At 60.7% G+C, this 14,737-nt stretch carries 14 protein-coding genes; 3 read left to right on the plus strand and 11 right to left on the minus strand.

What is annotated here, in order from left to right:
• Position 1: 1 nt before the first annotated feature.
• Positions 2 to 595, plus strand: a complete 594-nt coding sequence (locus tag HKK52_RS13090) for a nitroreductase family protein (protein WP_169371162.1) — start codon at positions 2 to 4, stop codon at positions 593 to 595.
• A gap of 51 nt (positions 596 to 646) precedes the next feature.
• On the opposite strand, the gene HKK52_RS13095 is transcribed toward HKK52_RS13090, so the two are convergent.
• The 6 genes from HKK52_RS13095 to HKK52_RS13120 all read right to left on the minus strand — a co-directional run bounded on the left by HKK52_RS13095 (position 647) and on the right by HKK52_RS13120 (position 7,173).
• Positions 647 to 1,579: a D-2-hydroxyacid dehydrogenase gene (locus HKK52_RS13095; protein WP_169371163.1), complete on the minus strand. Its 933-nt coding sequence runs from the start codon at positions 1,577 to 1,579 to the stop codon at positions 647 to 649.
• Between the two features lie 109 nt (positions 1,580 to 1,688).
• On the minus strand, positions 1,689 to 1,982 hold the full coding sequence (locus HKK52_RS13100) for a YcgL domain-containing protein (RefSeq protein WP_133837473.1): 294 nt from the start codon (positions 1,980 to 1,982) through the stop codon (positions 1,689 to 1,691).
• Positions 1,979 to 3,112, minus strand: a complete 1,134-nt coding sequence (rnd, locus tag HKK52_RS13105) for a ribonuclease D (protein ID WP_169371164.1) — start codon at positions 3,110 to 3,112, stop codon at positions 1,979 to 1,981. Before rnd ends, HKK52_RS13100 begins: the two co-directional genes overlap by 4 nt.
• A 123-nt stretch (positions 3,113 to 3,235) precedes the next feature.
• Complete coding sequence (locus HKK52_RS13110) at positions 3,236 to 3,898, minus strand: class I SAM-dependent methyltransferase (protein WP_169371165.1); 663 nt, start codon at positions 3,896 to 3,898, stop codon at positions 3,236 to 3,238.
• A 73-nt stretch (positions 3,899 to 3,971) separates the two neighbouring features.
• The gene (locus tag HKK52_RS13115) at positions 3,972 to 5,621 is read right to left on the minus strand and encodes a phosphoethanolamine transferase (RefSeq protein ID WP_169371166.1); all 1,650 of its coding nucleotides are present in this window, start codon (positions 5,619 to 5,621) and stop codon (positions 3,972 to 3,974) included.
• Positions 5,622 to 5,790: 169 nt separating this feature from the next.
• Entirely contained in the window at positions 5,791 to 7,173 is a 1,383-nt protein-coding gene (locus tag HKK52_RS13120) for a glutamine synthetase family protein (RefSeq protein ID WP_169371167.1), read from the minus strand.
• 562 nt (positions 7,174 to 7,735) lie between these two features.
• On the opposite strand from HKK52_RS13120, the gene HKK52_RS13125 reads away from it, so the two are divergent.
• Both HKK52_RS13125 and HKK52_RS13130 read left to right on the plus strand, forming a co-directional pair.
• On the plus strand, positions 7,736 to 8,920 hold the full coding sequence (locus HKK52_RS13125) for a cyanate transporter (RefSeq protein WP_169371168.1): 1,185 nt from the start codon (positions 7,736 to 7,738) through the stop codon (positions 8,918 to 8,920).
• Between the two features lie 215 nt (positions 8,921 to 9,135).
• On the plus strand, positions 9,136 to 10,071 hold the full coding sequence (locus tag HKK52_RS13130) for a LysR family transcriptional regulator (RefSeq protein ID WP_169371169.1): 936 nt from the start codon (positions 9,136 to 9,138) through the stop codon (positions 10,069 to 10,071).
• Positions 10,072 to 10,075: 4 nt separating this feature from the next.
• Here HKK52_RS13130 and HKK52_RS13135 read toward each other — a convergent pair whose 3' ends face one another.
• From HKK52_RS13135 to HKK52_RS13155, 5 genes are all read right to left on the minus strand, one after another.
• Positions 10,076 to 10,441 carry a 5-carboxymethyl-2-hydroxymuconate Delta-isomerase gene (locus HKK52_RS13135; protein ID WP_169371170.1) on the minus strand — a complete coding sequence of 122 codons (366 nt, stop codon included), beginning with the start codon at positions 10,439 to 10,441 and terminating at the stop codon, positions 10,076 to 10,078.
• Positions 10,442 to 10,525: 84 nt separating this feature from the next.
• Positions 10,526 to 11,464: a LysR substrate-binding domain-containing protein gene (locus HKK52_RS13140; protein ID WP_169371171.1), complete on the minus strand. Its 939-nt coding sequence runs from the start codon at positions 11,462 to 11,464 to the stop codon at positions 10,526 to 10,528.
• Positions 11,465 to 11,550: 86 nt separating this feature from the next.
• On the minus strand, positions 11,551 to 13,647 hold the full coding sequence (locus HKK52_RS13145; protein WP_169371172.1) for a DUF6311 domain-containing protein: 2,097 nt from the start codon (positions 13,645 to 13,647) through the stop codon (positions 11,551 to 11,553).
• On the minus strand, positions 13,644 to 14,030 hold the full coding sequence (locus tag HKK52_RS13150) for a GtrA family protein (protein WP_169371173.1): 387 nt from the start codon (positions 14,028 to 14,030) through the stop codon (positions 13,644 to 13,646). The genes HKK52_RS13145 and HKK52_RS13150 overlap by 4 nt, the downstream gene beginning before the upstream one ends.
• A complete protein-coding gene (locus HKK52_RS13155; RefSeq protein WP_169371174.1) occupies positions 14,027 to 14,737 on the minus strand; it encodes a class I SAM-dependent methyltransferase in 711 nt (236 codons plus the stop codon). The genes HKK52_RS13150 and HKK52_RS13155 overlap by 4 nt, the downstream gene beginning before the upstream one ends.

Consider the following 14,737-nt stretch of genomic DNA (forward strand, 5'->3'; position numbering starts at 1 on the left):
CATGAGTGCCAATCCACGCGTTGCCGAATATGCCATTCACCCACAGTTCACCGATCGCTGGTCGCCACGGGCCTTTACCGGCGAAGCCATCCCGGAAGAAACCCTGCTGAGTTTCTTCGAAGCCGCGCGCTGGGCGCCGTCGGCCTACAACTCGCAGCCTTGGCGCTTTCTCTACGCCCGTCGCGACACGCCAAACTGGGAGCGCTTCCTCGGTCTGCTGAACGAATTCAACCGCGGCTGGGCGCAACACGCCTCGGCGCTGGTGATCGTGATCTCGAAAACCACCTTCACCGCACCGGGCGCCACCGAAGAAACCCCGGCGTTGTGGCACACCTTCGACACCGGCTCGGCCTGGGGCCACCTGGCGCTGCAAGCGAGCCTCAGCGGCTGGCACACCCACGGCATGGCCGGTTTCGACCAGGAACTGACGCGCAAAGAGCTGAACATTCCCGAGGGTTATGCGCTGCATGCCGCGGTGGCCGTTGGCAAGCTGGGCGACAAGGCAACCCTGGCGGAATACCTGCAAGCGCGGGAGGAACCGAGCCCGCGTCGACCGTTGAGCGAACTCGCGGCAGAAGGCACCTTCACCCTCTAAGCCCCGAACCTGATCGTTCCCACGCTCTGCGTGGGAACGATCATCGTGGGTTCAGTACCCGCGATTGAAATCCACTTCCCCGCGCAACGCTTCACCCGCCTCGTACGCCCGCAGGTTCTCGACAAACAGGTTCACCATCATCGATGGCGAGGTTGGTGCCGAACTGTGGCCGGTCAACAGCAAGCCCCAGGCGGTCCAGAACGGATGGCGTTGTGGCAGTGGCTCCTGACGGCAGACGTCGATCACCGCGCCCGCCAGATGCCCTTCTTTCAAGGCTTCCACCAAGTCCGCATCAACCACCGCCACGCCGCGCCCGACGTTGATGAACACGCCAGTCGGCTTGAATTGCTTGAACAGCGCCGCGTCGTACAGGTCGTGGGTATTCGGCGTATTGGGCAGCAGATTGATCACGTAATCCACTTCACCCACCAGGCGCGGCAAGTCAGTCAGCGCGCCCACTTCGACAAACGGCGCCTGCTCCCGCGCTTCGCTGGCGATGCCATACAACTCGACGCCAAACGGCACGAGGAACTGCGCCACGGTCTGGCCGATGTCGCCGGTGCCGACGATCAACACTTTGCGCCCCGCCAGGCTCTGGCCCAGGCGGTTGTCCCACTTGCGCTCGACCTGGCTGACCAATCGCGCCAGCACTTCGCGCTCGTGGCCGAGCATGTAAGTCAACACGTATTCAGCCATGACCTGGCCGAAAATCCCCACCGCCCGCGTCAGGCGATAGTGGCGTGGCAGGCCGTCGGCCAGCAGCGGCGTGATGCCGGCCCAGGTCGATTGCAGCCATTGTGGCTGGTGGCCCTGACGCAGCAGGTTGGCCAGCAAGTCCGGCTGGCCCAGCCAGATCGGACAATCCGCTGCCTGGCGGGCCAGTTCGGCGGAGTCACCGCTGGTCAGCACTTCCAGCTCAGGCGCAGCCTGACGCAACAGTTGGGCGTACACAGGGTGGTCGTGTTCAGCAATCAGAACGCGCATGGTTCAAACCTTTCGAAAACAGTGCAAACGGCCGCCGCTCTGTCGCGGCGGCCGTCGCCAAAATCATTCCAGTGTTTCATACAGGCTCTGAACAGAACCTGTCCGCCGCTCACATCGGGTCGTTGCGTCGCAGCAGCTCTTCGGGCAAGTGTTCGATGTACTCGTCCTCGGCTGGCGGCATCTGCAAGTGGTAACCCTGTTTCTCAAGGTTTTCCAGGACCACGGTGATGTCTTCGCGCGACAGTTTGCGCTCGGGGCTCAGCACCAGGTCGAAGGCGTGATGCGGCTTGCCGAACGCCGCCATCAGCGATTCCGGGACGCGCTCCAGTGCATCGCTCTTGAGCACATAGAGGTACATCTCGTTTTTCTTCAGGCTGCGATAGATGGAGCAAATACGTTTCAAGGCTGTTCTCCGGCGGTGGCCAGGCTGTCGAGCAGCGCCTGGCCCATCAATTCGCGGCGCCAGCCACGCAGCGAATCAGGCAATTGGTAAGGCCCATTGGGGTAGCCGCTCTTGAGCAGCGCTTCCAGGGTTTTCTTGCGCAGCATCAGTTCTGGCGCGATGTTCAGGCGTTCGGCTTCGGCCTGGCCGATGGCCCGCAGTTGTTTGATCAGCGTGGCAGCGTCCACCGGTAACGGCTCCGGCACGGCCGGCGGCCATTGATCCGGCGACACACTGGCAGAACGCTTGATCAGATCAAGCAGGAATTCACCGTCCTGACGCACGGTACGCGGGTGCATGTCTTCGATTTTCGCCAACGCGCCGAGGTTGTCCGGTTGCGTCCGTGCCAGCGGCCACAGGGAATGCTCACGGACGATGCGGTTGCGCGGCAGATCCCGGGCGCGGGCTTCGTGCTCGCGCCAGGCGCAAAGTTCACGCAATACCGCCAGTTGGGCGCGGGAGAGTTTCCAGGCGAGTTTGGCTTCGCGATAGACCTCGTACGGATCGACCTCGCGGCGCAGGTTGGCCACCAGTTCGGCGCCGTCCTCCAGCACCCAGCTGTATTTGTCTTCGGACAGCTTCGGTTGCAGGCGTACGTACACTTCCGCCAGGTGCAGGGCATCTTCGGCGGCGTAGCTGATCTGGGTGTCGGACAGCGGGCGTTGCAGCCAGTCGGAACGGGTCTCGCCCTTGGGCAGGTCAATGCCGAGCACTTCCTGCACCAGCCGCGAGTAGCCCATGGAAAAACCGAGGTTCAGATAAGCGGCGGCCAGTTGCGTGTCGAACAGCGGCGCCGGCAGGCTGCCGGTCAGGCGCAACAGAACTTCTAGGTCTTCGCTGCACGCATGGACGACTTTGACCACGGCCGGGTTTTCCAGCAGCGCGGCCAGGGGTTGCCAGTTGTCGATGGTCAGCGGATCAATCAGGTAAGCGCGTACGCCATCGCCGATCTGCAACAGGCCGGCAATCGGATAAAAGGTGTCGACCCGCATGAATTCGGTGTCGAGGGCAACGAATGGCAGGTTTTGCCACTCGGCGCAAAACTGACCGAGGCTATCGTTGTCGCGAATCCAGTGAATATCGATGGCCACACGGCTCTCCCTTGAAGAATGGCGCGCAGTATATATCGCCCCCGGCGATTTCCGCGCATCCACTGCACAAGAGCTTTAGCGAAAACACCTACAAAAGAGCAAGAAGCGTCTGACGAAGGGAGGTTAACCGGTCTTGCGCAGCACGTAGACCCGCATCCGCGCGCAAGCGGGAAAGAAGTCCTGATGACTGAGCAGGCTGAACCCCGCCTGCCTGAACTCAGCTTCCACCATAGCCTTATTCGCCAGTGGCTTGGGCGTAGCGCCCTCGGCAGCGGACGGTCGGCGCCGCAAGCGGCTTTGAAGGCGAACCGCGACAATTACCGTGTCGCGACTGACGCGGTGGAACTCCCCCAACATGGCCAACCGGTGTTCAGGGCTGGCGATATGTTGAAACAGTTGCATGCAAATCATGCTGTCGACCGCGTTCGCCGACAATCCGATGGTGAACGCCGAACTCTGGAAGGTCTTGATCCGCTCGAGCAGCTGCTGCGGATGATGAGTGCGGGCGTGATCGAGCATGTCCTGGGACGGATCGGACGCCAGGATCACGCGGTTGCCGTGCTCGGCCAGCACCGGCCAGAGACGCCCGACACCACAAGCCACGTCCAGCAGCAAACCCGGTTCACCGGCAACCTTGAGCGCGTTGCGCACCAACTGCTCGACGCGCCAGAACGCCAGACGCCCGGCCAGGCCACGGGGTTGCGGCTGCAGGCAGACGCGTGCGTGTTCCTGATCGTAGCGCCGGGCGAACTCAAGTTCGATGGCGGATGGGGGCAGCGCAGACATAGACAGGGGCTCTTGTTGGAAGATCTACCGCGCGCAGGTTAGCGACCGGCCTGTGAAAAATAAGTCGAAACCCTCATTTTTTGGCCAGCACTCCGTCAATCACTGGCGCGCGGCAGCCAGCGAACATGTCCAGGTCCGGGTTGTAGACCTTGCTGTCGACCTCCAGCAGACCAATCATCGAATGGAACAAGTTGTCCTGGCTCAGGGGTTTTTCCCGGCTCATCTGCAGGCAATGAGTGTCCACCGAGAACGAGCGTTGATAGCTGTCGGAGAACCACGCCAGCATGGCCACGTGTTTCTGTTGCTCCGGCGCCATCATGTACGGCGTGCCGTGGAGGAACAGGTTGTACTCGCCCAGGGACTCGCCGTGGTCGGACAGGTAGAGCATCGCGGTATCGACTTTGTCCTGGTTGCTACGCAACAGATCGATCAGCGTCGACAGCACGTGGTCGGTGTACACCAGCGTGTTGTCGTAGCCGTTGACGATACTGTCGCGGCTGCAATTGTTCAGCGCGTTGCTTTCACACACCGGGGTGAAGTGTTCGTACTCTTTCGGGTAGCGCTTGAAATATTCCGGGCCGTGACTGCCCATCTGGTGCAGGACCAGCACGGTATCTTTGTCCAGGCTGTCGATGAAGTGCTGCAAACCTTGCAGCAGAATTTCATCGCGGCACTCGCTGCTGGAACACAGCACCGGATCTTTCAAGTTGCTGACGTCATCCATGGTGACCCGGTCGCAAGTGCCTTTGCAGCCTGACTGGTTATCGCGCCAGATTACGTCCAGACCGGCGCGCTTGAGCACATCCAGCAAGCCTTCTTCGTTCTTGGCCTTGCTGGCGCTGTAGTCCTTGCGGCCCATGTTGGAGAACATGCACGGCACCGACACGGCGGTTTCCGTGCCGCAGGAATGCACGTCGGTGAAGGCGATCAGGCCGGCTTCTTTACTGAGTTTGGGGGTGGTGTCGCGGTCATAGCCGAGGATGCCGAAGTTCTCGGCCCGGGCACTTTCGCCGACCACCAGCACCGTCAGGGATTTGCGGCCGTGGGTCTGCCAGGTCAGGTCTTTGCGGGCGTCCTCGCCGATCTTGACGAAGGGTTGTCGTGCGGACACTACCTGTTCACGCAGATAACCGACCGAAGCACCGATGTAGTTGCTCGGCACCACCATCAGGTGCAGTTCATGGTGATTGCGAAACAATGACGACAAGCCCTGATAGTTAATCAACGCCACGCCACCGATCACCGCCGCAGACGCAACACTGACCAGCACTTTACTTAATAGATCACGATGCCAGGCGCGATAACTGATCGGGGTTCTCCACAGTAACCACGATGGCAAAACGCCGAGCACAACAATATAAGCCAACAACTTTATCGACAGTAAGTCGCGAACTTCCGTGGCATTGGTTTCGGCAAAGTTGCGGAACATGCCGGCATCGATCAGCACGCCATATTGGCTCATGAAGTACGCCACGCCGGCACTGACCAAGAAGATCAACGTCAGCAGCGGCTTGAGCAGGGGCCGGAACGCCAGCAGGGTCAATACCATGTTGAACGCGCCGAACACCATGACGCCAAACGCCACGCGCATGACGATGCCCTGGGCGTTCGAGGAAGTAATATCGAACAGGTGCTGCCAGAGAACCAGATTAAACCCGAACAATAAAAAGGCGCTGGCAATCAGTGTCACCCACTCGGGGCGCACGGCTTTGAATTTCAACATGCGAATTGACTAATCCTGAAAAGAAGTGCCGCCGGCAAAATGTGAAAATTTCATTTTCCGCGACAGCACAAACTTTAAGCAGCGAACCATCAATTTTTCGTGAAAAAGAAGCCAACGATTAGTTGGCTCCCGATATAACCGTGAAACGTTTAATGTATTTGAGAAACAGTCAGGCCTGGTTCAGGTACCAGCGCCAATCCTGCTCGCCGACCTCGCCCATGAACTGCCGATACTCGGCACGCTTCACCGCCAGGTACACCCCAAGAAACTCACCGCCGAACGCTTCCCGCGCCCAACTCGAACCTTCCAGCGCACGCAAGGTAGTCAACCAGTCGGTGGGCAGCAGCTCGGTGGCCTGGGCGTAACCGTTGCCTTCCACCGGCGCGCCGGGATCGAGTTGCTCGCGAATGCCGCGGTGAATGCCGGCCAGGATCGCCGCCGCTGCCAGATACGGGTTGGCGTCGGCACCACAGATGCGGTGTTCGATGTGCCGGGAGAACGCCGGTCCGCCGGGGACGCGCAGGCTCACGGTGCGGTTGTCCACGCCCCAGGTGGCCGCCAGTGGCGCATAGCTGTTGGTCTGGAAGCGCCGATAGGAATTGGCGTTCGGGCAGAACAACAGCAGCGAATCGAGCAACGTGCTGAGCATGCCGCCTACTGCGTGCCGGAGCAGCGGCGTGCCGTCGGGTGCTTCGCTGGCGAACAGGTTGTTGCCATCCTTGTCGGCGAGGCTGACGTGCATGTGCATGCCGGTGCCGGCCAGGTCATCGAAAGGTTTGGCCATGAAACACGCAGCCATCCCGTGCTTGTGCGCCACACCTTTGACCAGCCGTTTGTAACGCACCGCTTCATCCATCGCCTGCAAGGCGTCGGTGCGGTGTTCAAGGGTGATTTCCACCTGACCCGGCGCGTATTCGGAAATCGCCGTGCGCGCCGGAATGCCCTGGAGTTTGCAGGCGCTGTAGAGGTCGGCGAGGAACGGCTCGATCTGTTCCAGCTCGCGCAAACCGTAGACCTGGGTCGCCCGTGGCCGGCCGCCATCGACGTCCCGCGCCGGTTGTGGCCGGCCGTTGCTGTCGCGCTGTTGATCCAGCAAATAGAACTCCAGCTCCGCCGCCATCACCGGGTAATAACCGTCGGCCTGCAAGCCCTCGATGACCTTGGCCAGCAAGTGCCGTGGGTCGGCAATCGTCGCCGGCATGCCTTCCTTGGGGTGCATGCTGACTTGGACCGCCGCCGTCGGAATCAGCCGCCAAGGCATGCGTTGCAAACTGCCGCTGACCGGGTAGGCGCGGCAATCGATGTCGCCGACGTCCCACACCAGCCCGGAGTTTTCCACGTCGTCGCCGTTGATGGTCAGGCCGAGAATGGTGCTCGGCAATGGCCGGCCGCTTTCATACACCGCCAGCAGCTCATCGCGATGCAGCAACTTGCCGCGCGGCACGCCGTTGTTGTCGAGGATGAACAACTCGAACATCTCAATATCCGGGTTCTGCTCCAGAAAGTTCAGGGCTTCTTGCTGCGTGGCGAAGGAGGTCGTGGCACAACTCATGGGAATTCTCGTTTTCCGGGTCAGGCAAACGCACAGGCGTCGCCGTTTTGATCCCGACGCTTGGCGCGGGACCTTTAGGAGCAATCAACGGGAAACGCAGGAATCCGGCGGGCGCGCATGACGGCAATGCCACAGCGCCCAGAAGGCCAGTTCGGAAGGGAGTGCAGAGAGGTTTGGCGCGGTGGCAGGCAGGAACCGACGACCACGGCTGGACGCACAAGCGCCGCTGAATGCCGGGTGGTGGAGTGCGAGTGGCCAACCGTCCATAGATAAAACCGCAGAAAACAATGAGCAGCAGCGTCACACGGGTGGAAGGTGGGTTAAATCGGGAATTGAAGAACTTTGGTTGTGCAATGGCTAAACATTGTAGGAGCAAGGCTTGCCCGCGATTGCGAACTGCCAGTCAATGCCTCGCCAGGTTTGAAACCGCAATCGCGGGCAAGCCTTGCTCCTACGGGTGTACGTCGTTGTATTTAATTTCTAAATACCACTCCCGACTTTCTGATTTGCCGCCGCCCTGCCCCTCCCGCCTAATCGGGGCCTTGTTTTGTAAGGTCCGCCCATGGAAAACGTTCGCGCAACAGCCCGCCCTGCCCTGTGGTTAATGGTCAGCATCATTCTGGTCGCCTTGAACCTGCGTCCATCCATGGCCGCCGTCGGCCCGTTGTTGTCGGCGATACGCGGGGATATTCCGTTGAGTTTCAGCCTCGCGTCGCTGCTGACGATGCTGCCGGTGATGGCCATGGGGCTGGCGATGTTTTTCGGGATTGGCGTCAGCCAGCGCCTGGGCGAGCAGCGCACCGTGGTGCTGTCGCTGCTGATCATCGGCCTGGCCACGGCGTCGCGGCTGTTTCTCGATTCCGCCGCCGAACTGATCGTCAGCGCCATCGCCGCCGGCGTCGGCATCGCGCTGATCCAGGCGTTGATGCCGGCGCTGATCAAATCCCGCTTCAGCGACAACGTCGCCGTGTGCATGGGGCTCTATGTCACCTCGATCATGGGCGGCGCGGCGATTGCGGCATCGTTTGCACCGCTGGTGATGACCCGTACCGGCAGTTGGCGCACGGGCCTGGCAATCTGGGCGGCGCTGGCCGTGCTGGCGTTGCTGTTCTGGACCGTCCAGCGCAAAACGATCCCGACGTTACCAACGCAGGCGCGGCGCGGCGAATCCTTCTTCAGCAATTCCCGCGCCTGGTTACTCGCAATCTTCTTTGGCCTCGGCACCGCGTCCTACACCTGCGTGCTCGCCTGGCTGGCGCCGTACTACGTGGAAAAAGGCTGGAGCGAACAGAACGCCGGGTTGTTGCTGGGCTTTCTGACGGCGATGGAAGTGTTGTCCGGCCTGCTGACCCCGGCCATCGCCAACCGCAGCCGTGACCGGCGCCTGGTACTGGTGGTATTGCTGGGGCTGATCATGGCCGGTTTTTGCGGCCTGATCCTCAGCCCGCAACACCTGAGCCTGCTGTGGCCGTGCCTGCTGGGCCTGGGAATCGGCGGGCTGTTCCCGATGAGCCTGATCGTGTCGCTCGATCATCTGGACAACCCTCAGCGCGCCGGCGGGCTGACGGCCTTCGTGCAAGGCATCGGCTACCTGATCGCCGGCCTTTCGCCGCTGATCGCCGGGTTGATTCGCGATCAGTTGGGCAGTTTCGAATGGGCCTGGTGGTCACTGACCGGGGTCATGGCGCTGATGATTGTGATGGTCCTGCGCTTTGATCCACGGCACTATGCCAAACACATTCACTGACCCGTCAACGCGGGGGCCTGGCCAAGGCGCAAAGGCTAGAGGCCTCTGGCCATGTTTGCCGAGATTGAAATCGTAGGTCGTGTTCACAACATTTTCTGTCCCACAGCTGACAGTGAAACTTCCTACAAGGCATTCTCCTGGCACCATCGTTCCGTTAGGATCGTTCGCACACGTTTGCGCACTGTCAGCGCAAGGAGCACAGCGAGACAGAACGGATGCTGAACAGTAACTTGCTTAGAAAGCTCGATATGCAGGACCTCATGGTGTTTGTCGCCGTGTATGAGCAAAGCAGCGTCACCGGTGTGTCGGAGGCCCTCTTCGTCAGTCAGTCCACCGTGAGTTACTGCCTGAAAAAATTGCGCACCAGTTTCGAAGACGAGTTGTTCATCAACACCCGCACCGGAATGCGCCCCACCTACAAAGCCGGCACCATGTACACCCATGTGCTGAAGATCCTTGAAAGCATCAACCTGTGCCACGCCGGCGCCCAAGTGTTTGACCCGACCGCCCAGCCAGTCACCTTCAATATCTGCGCGCCGGAATACTTCGAGCAATTGATCCTGCCGCGCCTGTTGAAGCGTTTCGATTTCGCGGACCTGCCGGTGCTGGTCAACATGCATAAGTTCGAAACCGATATCCCGGCCGCCGAACTGCGCGATGGCAGCCTCGACCTGGTGATCTGTTTCGGCCCGAACTTTCATTGCAGCCACACCGACCTCAAGTCCCGGAAGCTGCTCGAAGACGATCTGGTGTGTGTTTTCGACAAACGTGCCACGCCGCGGGAGCCGCGGTTAAGCCTGCAAGCTTTCACGGAACGCCGTCACGTGTTCCCGACGCCCTGGACTTCCACCACCAACATGGTCGACGGTTGGCTGGCGCGGCAGGCGCAAAAGCGCCAGATTGTTGCGCGGTCCAACAGCTACAGCGCGGCGCTGAAGACGATTACCGGCACGGATTTCATCCTGACCCTGCCCCGGCGCATCCAGCGCTTGCTGGCCAACGAAGCGGTGTTCAAACATTGCGAGGCGCCTAACGGCTTGCCGGGTTTCACCCTCGACATGCAGTGGAGCCAAAGTGTCGATCAGGACAGCGCCAACACTTGGCTGCGCGAACAAGTGGTCCAGGCCTGCGCGGAGCAGCAAGCCGCCTGAGCACTCAGAGGCCGATGGCCGTCTTGGTGTAGGACTCGCGGTCGATGTCGAGGATTTCCACACACAATTGGACTTCTACCCCCGTCGGCCACTCACACAAATCCTGCACCACGGCCAACAGGCTTTCGGACAGCTGCTTCTTGACCTGCGGCGGGCGACCACTGAGCAACGCCAGCTTCACATGCACGAACGCCCGCTCGCCCATCCCGGTACCGACCTTGAAAGTCTCGACCTTCACGGCACGGCTCTTGATGTCGAATTCCGCCGCAAACTGACCGGAACCCACCAACGTATTGTTGAGCCGGATCAACGCCACGTCGGCGTTCAGCTCGGGCAGGTTGGCGGTGTATTCCATGTGCAGGTGAGGCATGGCGGTGCTCCTGAAGGTGGGGAGAAAGGGCCTACATATATCACAGAGCCGACCTACGCTCGGTCGGCTTTTCGGGCTCTGTTATCAGAGTGAACCGGTGCTGTGCATGTTGGCCAGGCCACGCTCACTCATGAACGCTTCCAGACGTGAACGCAACCAGCGTTCGGCCGGGTCGGTGTCGACATGACTGAGCCAGACCATGGACAGGTCCAACGTCGGGGTCTTGAACGGAAACGGTTCCTGAAACAATTGACCGGACGCGGCCATCGCAGTGGCGGTGTAGTCCGGCAAACTGGCAATCAGGTCAGTCCCCGCCAGCAGGGCCGGCAACGAGCTGTATTGCGGCACGGACAGGACGACGTGACGCTTACGCCCGATCTCCGCCAGCCATTCATCGGCATAGCCACTGACGTTGGCGGTGTGGGACACCAGCACGTGCGGGCGTGAGCAATATTCATCCAGCGTCAGCGGTGTATCGGACGCATCGGCGCGCAAAAGGCTCGGCAGGATGTGCCGCAGCAATTTGCGCTTGGCGTTGGCCGGCAAGCCGCGGGTCTGGCTGATACCGACGGTGATATCGCCGGAGGCAAGCAGGTCGGGAATGCGCCAGTAATCGACATGCTGGACCACAAACACCACCTTCGGCGCTTCCTGGCGCAAGGCGCGCAGGAGCGGTGGCAGCAGGCCGAATTCGACATCGTCCGACAGGCCGATACGAAAGGTCATGGTGCTGCTGGCCGGGTCGAAATCGTGAGTCAGGCTCAAGGCCACCGACAGCGAGTCCAGCGCCGGCGACAGGTGCTGGATGATTTCTTCGGCCCGGGCCGTCGGCTCCATGCGATGGCCGACGCGAATGAACAGCGGATCGTTGAACATCGTGCGCAAGCGGTTGAGCGCGGCACTGATAGTCGGCTGGCCGAGAAACAGTTTCTCCGCCACCCGCGTCACGTTGCGTTCCAGCATCAAGGTCTCGAACACCACCATCAGATTGATGTCGGCCTTGCGTAGTTCATTGCGATTCATCCACTGCACCCCGTCCCCAAGACTTGGGCCAGTTTAGAAAGGCCGGGGGGTGGCGTCTATCGGCATGATCGCCGTCGTGCGCAGGATCACTGCACCGACAACGACTTCATCCCCAGGCCCATCACCCGTTGATCATCCCCTAACCCCAATTGTTTCGGGCTGATCGCGTCAGGCAACTGCACATGAATATGCATTAGTTTGTCGCTGGCGACGGCGTCGTGGATGGCCGCTGTCAGTGGGATTTCTATGTGATTGCCTTGAAGCGTTGTCAGACGCGTCGTCACTGCTTGTACGCCATTGATACTGAAGGCCACCGTCTGACCGAGGTGCGTCGGCTGCACGAAGGCCAGGGCGTCGATCACGATGGTCCGGGCCTCTGGCGGTACCCGAAGCAGGATGTCAGCGTCTGCGCCGTCAGACCAGGTGCCCCAGGTTTCCGGCGCTCCCCAGCCTTGGGTCAAGTGATGAGTCTTGTAGTTGAACAGCTGCTGCTGCCCGACCTTGATCAGCGGCACCAGCTGCATCGAACGCGCTTCGTCCGGGACGGCGAGGCATTGAGTGCATTGCTTCCAGCCCGGCGCCAGCACCACCAGGCCGTCGATACGAGCGAGCAGGTCCGTTTCGCTGTTGATGGTTTTCACCGCGTCGAGCAGGGTGTTTTCATCGAGGATGTACAGCGAGTCTGGCTCGTACTGCCCCGTTTCCAGCATCCGTCGGGTCTTGTTCCGGGCCTGTTCCAGCGCGGTCGAGCTCATCCGTCCCAGATAGGCAACGTCAGTCTTCAGGCCAAACGAGGCGGCGTAGTTCGCCAGCGGCAGCCAGGTGTCCGACTGATTCTGCGGTGGCAACGCACGAATGTTCGCGTAATGGGAGGCGGCGCTGGCCCAGAACGGGTCGCGCAAGGGGGTCGACCACTCGCTGGCCGGCGCCATCATCCGATTCTGCCGCAGGCCGACCCAGCCGGCGTGGGTATCCACGACTTGAACACCCAGCGCCACCGCCAGCAGGCACACCGCCGTGCGCGTCCGGTTACCACGCACCACGAGGTAAATGACCACAAACACAATGACGTAGAACACCGGCCAGAACATCCGCCCCGACGCTCGGAAGATACTCGCCAATTTGACGATTTTCCCCGGCAACGGGTAGTGGAGGTTGAGCAGGCCGAGGCCGATCTCGTTCGACAGCGCAAACAGCAGCAAGCCGATCAGCGCCAGCAACAGGATCGGCAGCTTGCGCACAGCATTGCCCACGTTGGTTTTACCGCGCAGCAGCGCGATGCCAGCGCAGATTGCCAGCAACAGCGTCCCCGCCCCAAGGTAGTTGAAACCTTCGTAGTCGCCGCTGGCCTCCGGCAAATTCGGTAGCAGCGACGACCATCCATTGGCATCGATCGGTGCCAATAGATTCATGCGGTACAACCCAAAACCGCCGGACGCCGTACCGTCGCCGATGCTGAAATACCCCGCCTGCCAGCAACACAGACTCACCAGCGAAAACAGCAACACACCCTCTATTAGCGCAGTGCGCCGGTTCAACTGACCCTTACGAGTTCGGCCCGCCAGATCAGCGATCCAGATCAATGCCACCATCGCCAGCAGGTAAGCGTGCACCAGTGCCGTCGCGGCCAACAACGCGCCCCAGGCCAGGCGGCGCTTCTGCACACCAGGGTGCAGCGCCAGATAGAGCGCGGCCAGAATCAGAAAATGCCCGGCCAGGGACAGGTGCCCGCCCATGCGCAAAAACATCGGCGGCGAAAACAGGAACAGACCGGTGCCCAGCAGCCTCAGGACGACATTGGGCGTCAACAGCCCCATTAACTTCCAGGCAAACCAGGCTTGCAGGACAAAACACGCGAGCAGCCAGATACCGAAGTACTGGAACGTCTCGGGCAGCCATGAATTGAACGGTTTGAATAGAAAGGCCAGCAGCGGATTGGAGTCGGAAAAAATGACCGCGCTTCCCAGCTCCAAGCCGTAGGACGGGTTAAGCCCGAGCGGAAAACTCCAAGGGGCGTGTCGGAAGAACACCCAGCCCAGGTAATGAGTCGCCGGATCGCCGCTTTCCAGCCAGGCAATGTTTTGCGGGTCCAGGGCTCGCGGCCCGATCACCATGAAAAACGCCACCACCCCCATCAACAAGGGCAGCAATGCGAGCCTCCAGTGCATGCCCGAAACCTTCATCGATACGTCCAGAAGTTATGCAATACAAAGGTGAACGCCGGCAGGGTCAACGCCACTGCGCCAATCCCCAACAAATAATTGAGCCCGGCGAATTGCGCCGCCCAGGCCACGAACATCGCCAACAGGAAACCCGCCGCCGAGACCATCATGAAACGCAGCAGCGTGCGGCCGTGCAGCCGGGCGGAAAAACTCCAGGTCGTGTTGATCAAGTAAGACGCCACCGTCGCCACGGCAAATGCCACACCATTGGCCAGGGGCGGCATCGGCATCACGAAATGGATGAACAGCACAGCAACGACCGCGTGAAGGGCCGTGACAAACAACCCGGTCACGGCAAACCTCAACGCTCTTTTGATCAATGCAGATTTTTCGGCTGAGGTCACGGCTTCTGCGCCAGCACGAACACCGTCAGACCGGCCAGGCGATTCGCCCCCATGAACGGCAGCTCGATGCTGCACAGGGTCTTCAGAATCGAATTGACCACGGGATGATGCTGCTTGAGTTGCGAACGTGGCGGCGACGGTTGTGTGCCTTTGGGCAACAGCCGCAGGGTGGCCGCAATCGGGAACACCGCGCCGAAATAGTAGGCGCCCTGCTGCACCGTCAAACCGGCGTCCCGGGCCACTGTTTCAAATTGCGCCAAGGTGTAACGGCGCTTGTGCTCCAGAAAATCGTCGTGCCCGCTCCAGAGAAACTGGAACGCCGGAACCGTCATCAGGAAACGGCTGCCGGACGGGACTTTATCGACATAAGCCTTGAGCAGCCCGACGTCGTCATCGACATGCTCCAGCACGTCCATCAGCAGCACCAGATCGGCATCCACCGCATCGATGCCGCGCCGGTAATGCACCGGTTTTCCAGCGGTGCTGGCGTCGCTATCCGCGTCGTAGCTGATATCCACGCACCAGGCTTCGTTCGCGGCAGTGTGGGTCAGCAGGTGATGGGTGAAAAACCCGGAACCGGCACCGACATCGAGAATTTTTCTGATCGGGGTATCGCCCAGCAGACGCTTAGTCGCCGCCGCTTTGGACGCGTAATACCAGTGCTGGTCAATGCTTGAACCGAGGATATCGGTTTCCTTGAGATCCAT

The organism is Pseudomonas sp. ADAK2, assembly GCF_012935755.1.
Taxonomy (GTDB): domain Bacteria; phylum Pseudomonadota; class Gammaproteobacteria; order Pseudomonadales; family Pseudomonadaceae; genus Aquipseudomonas.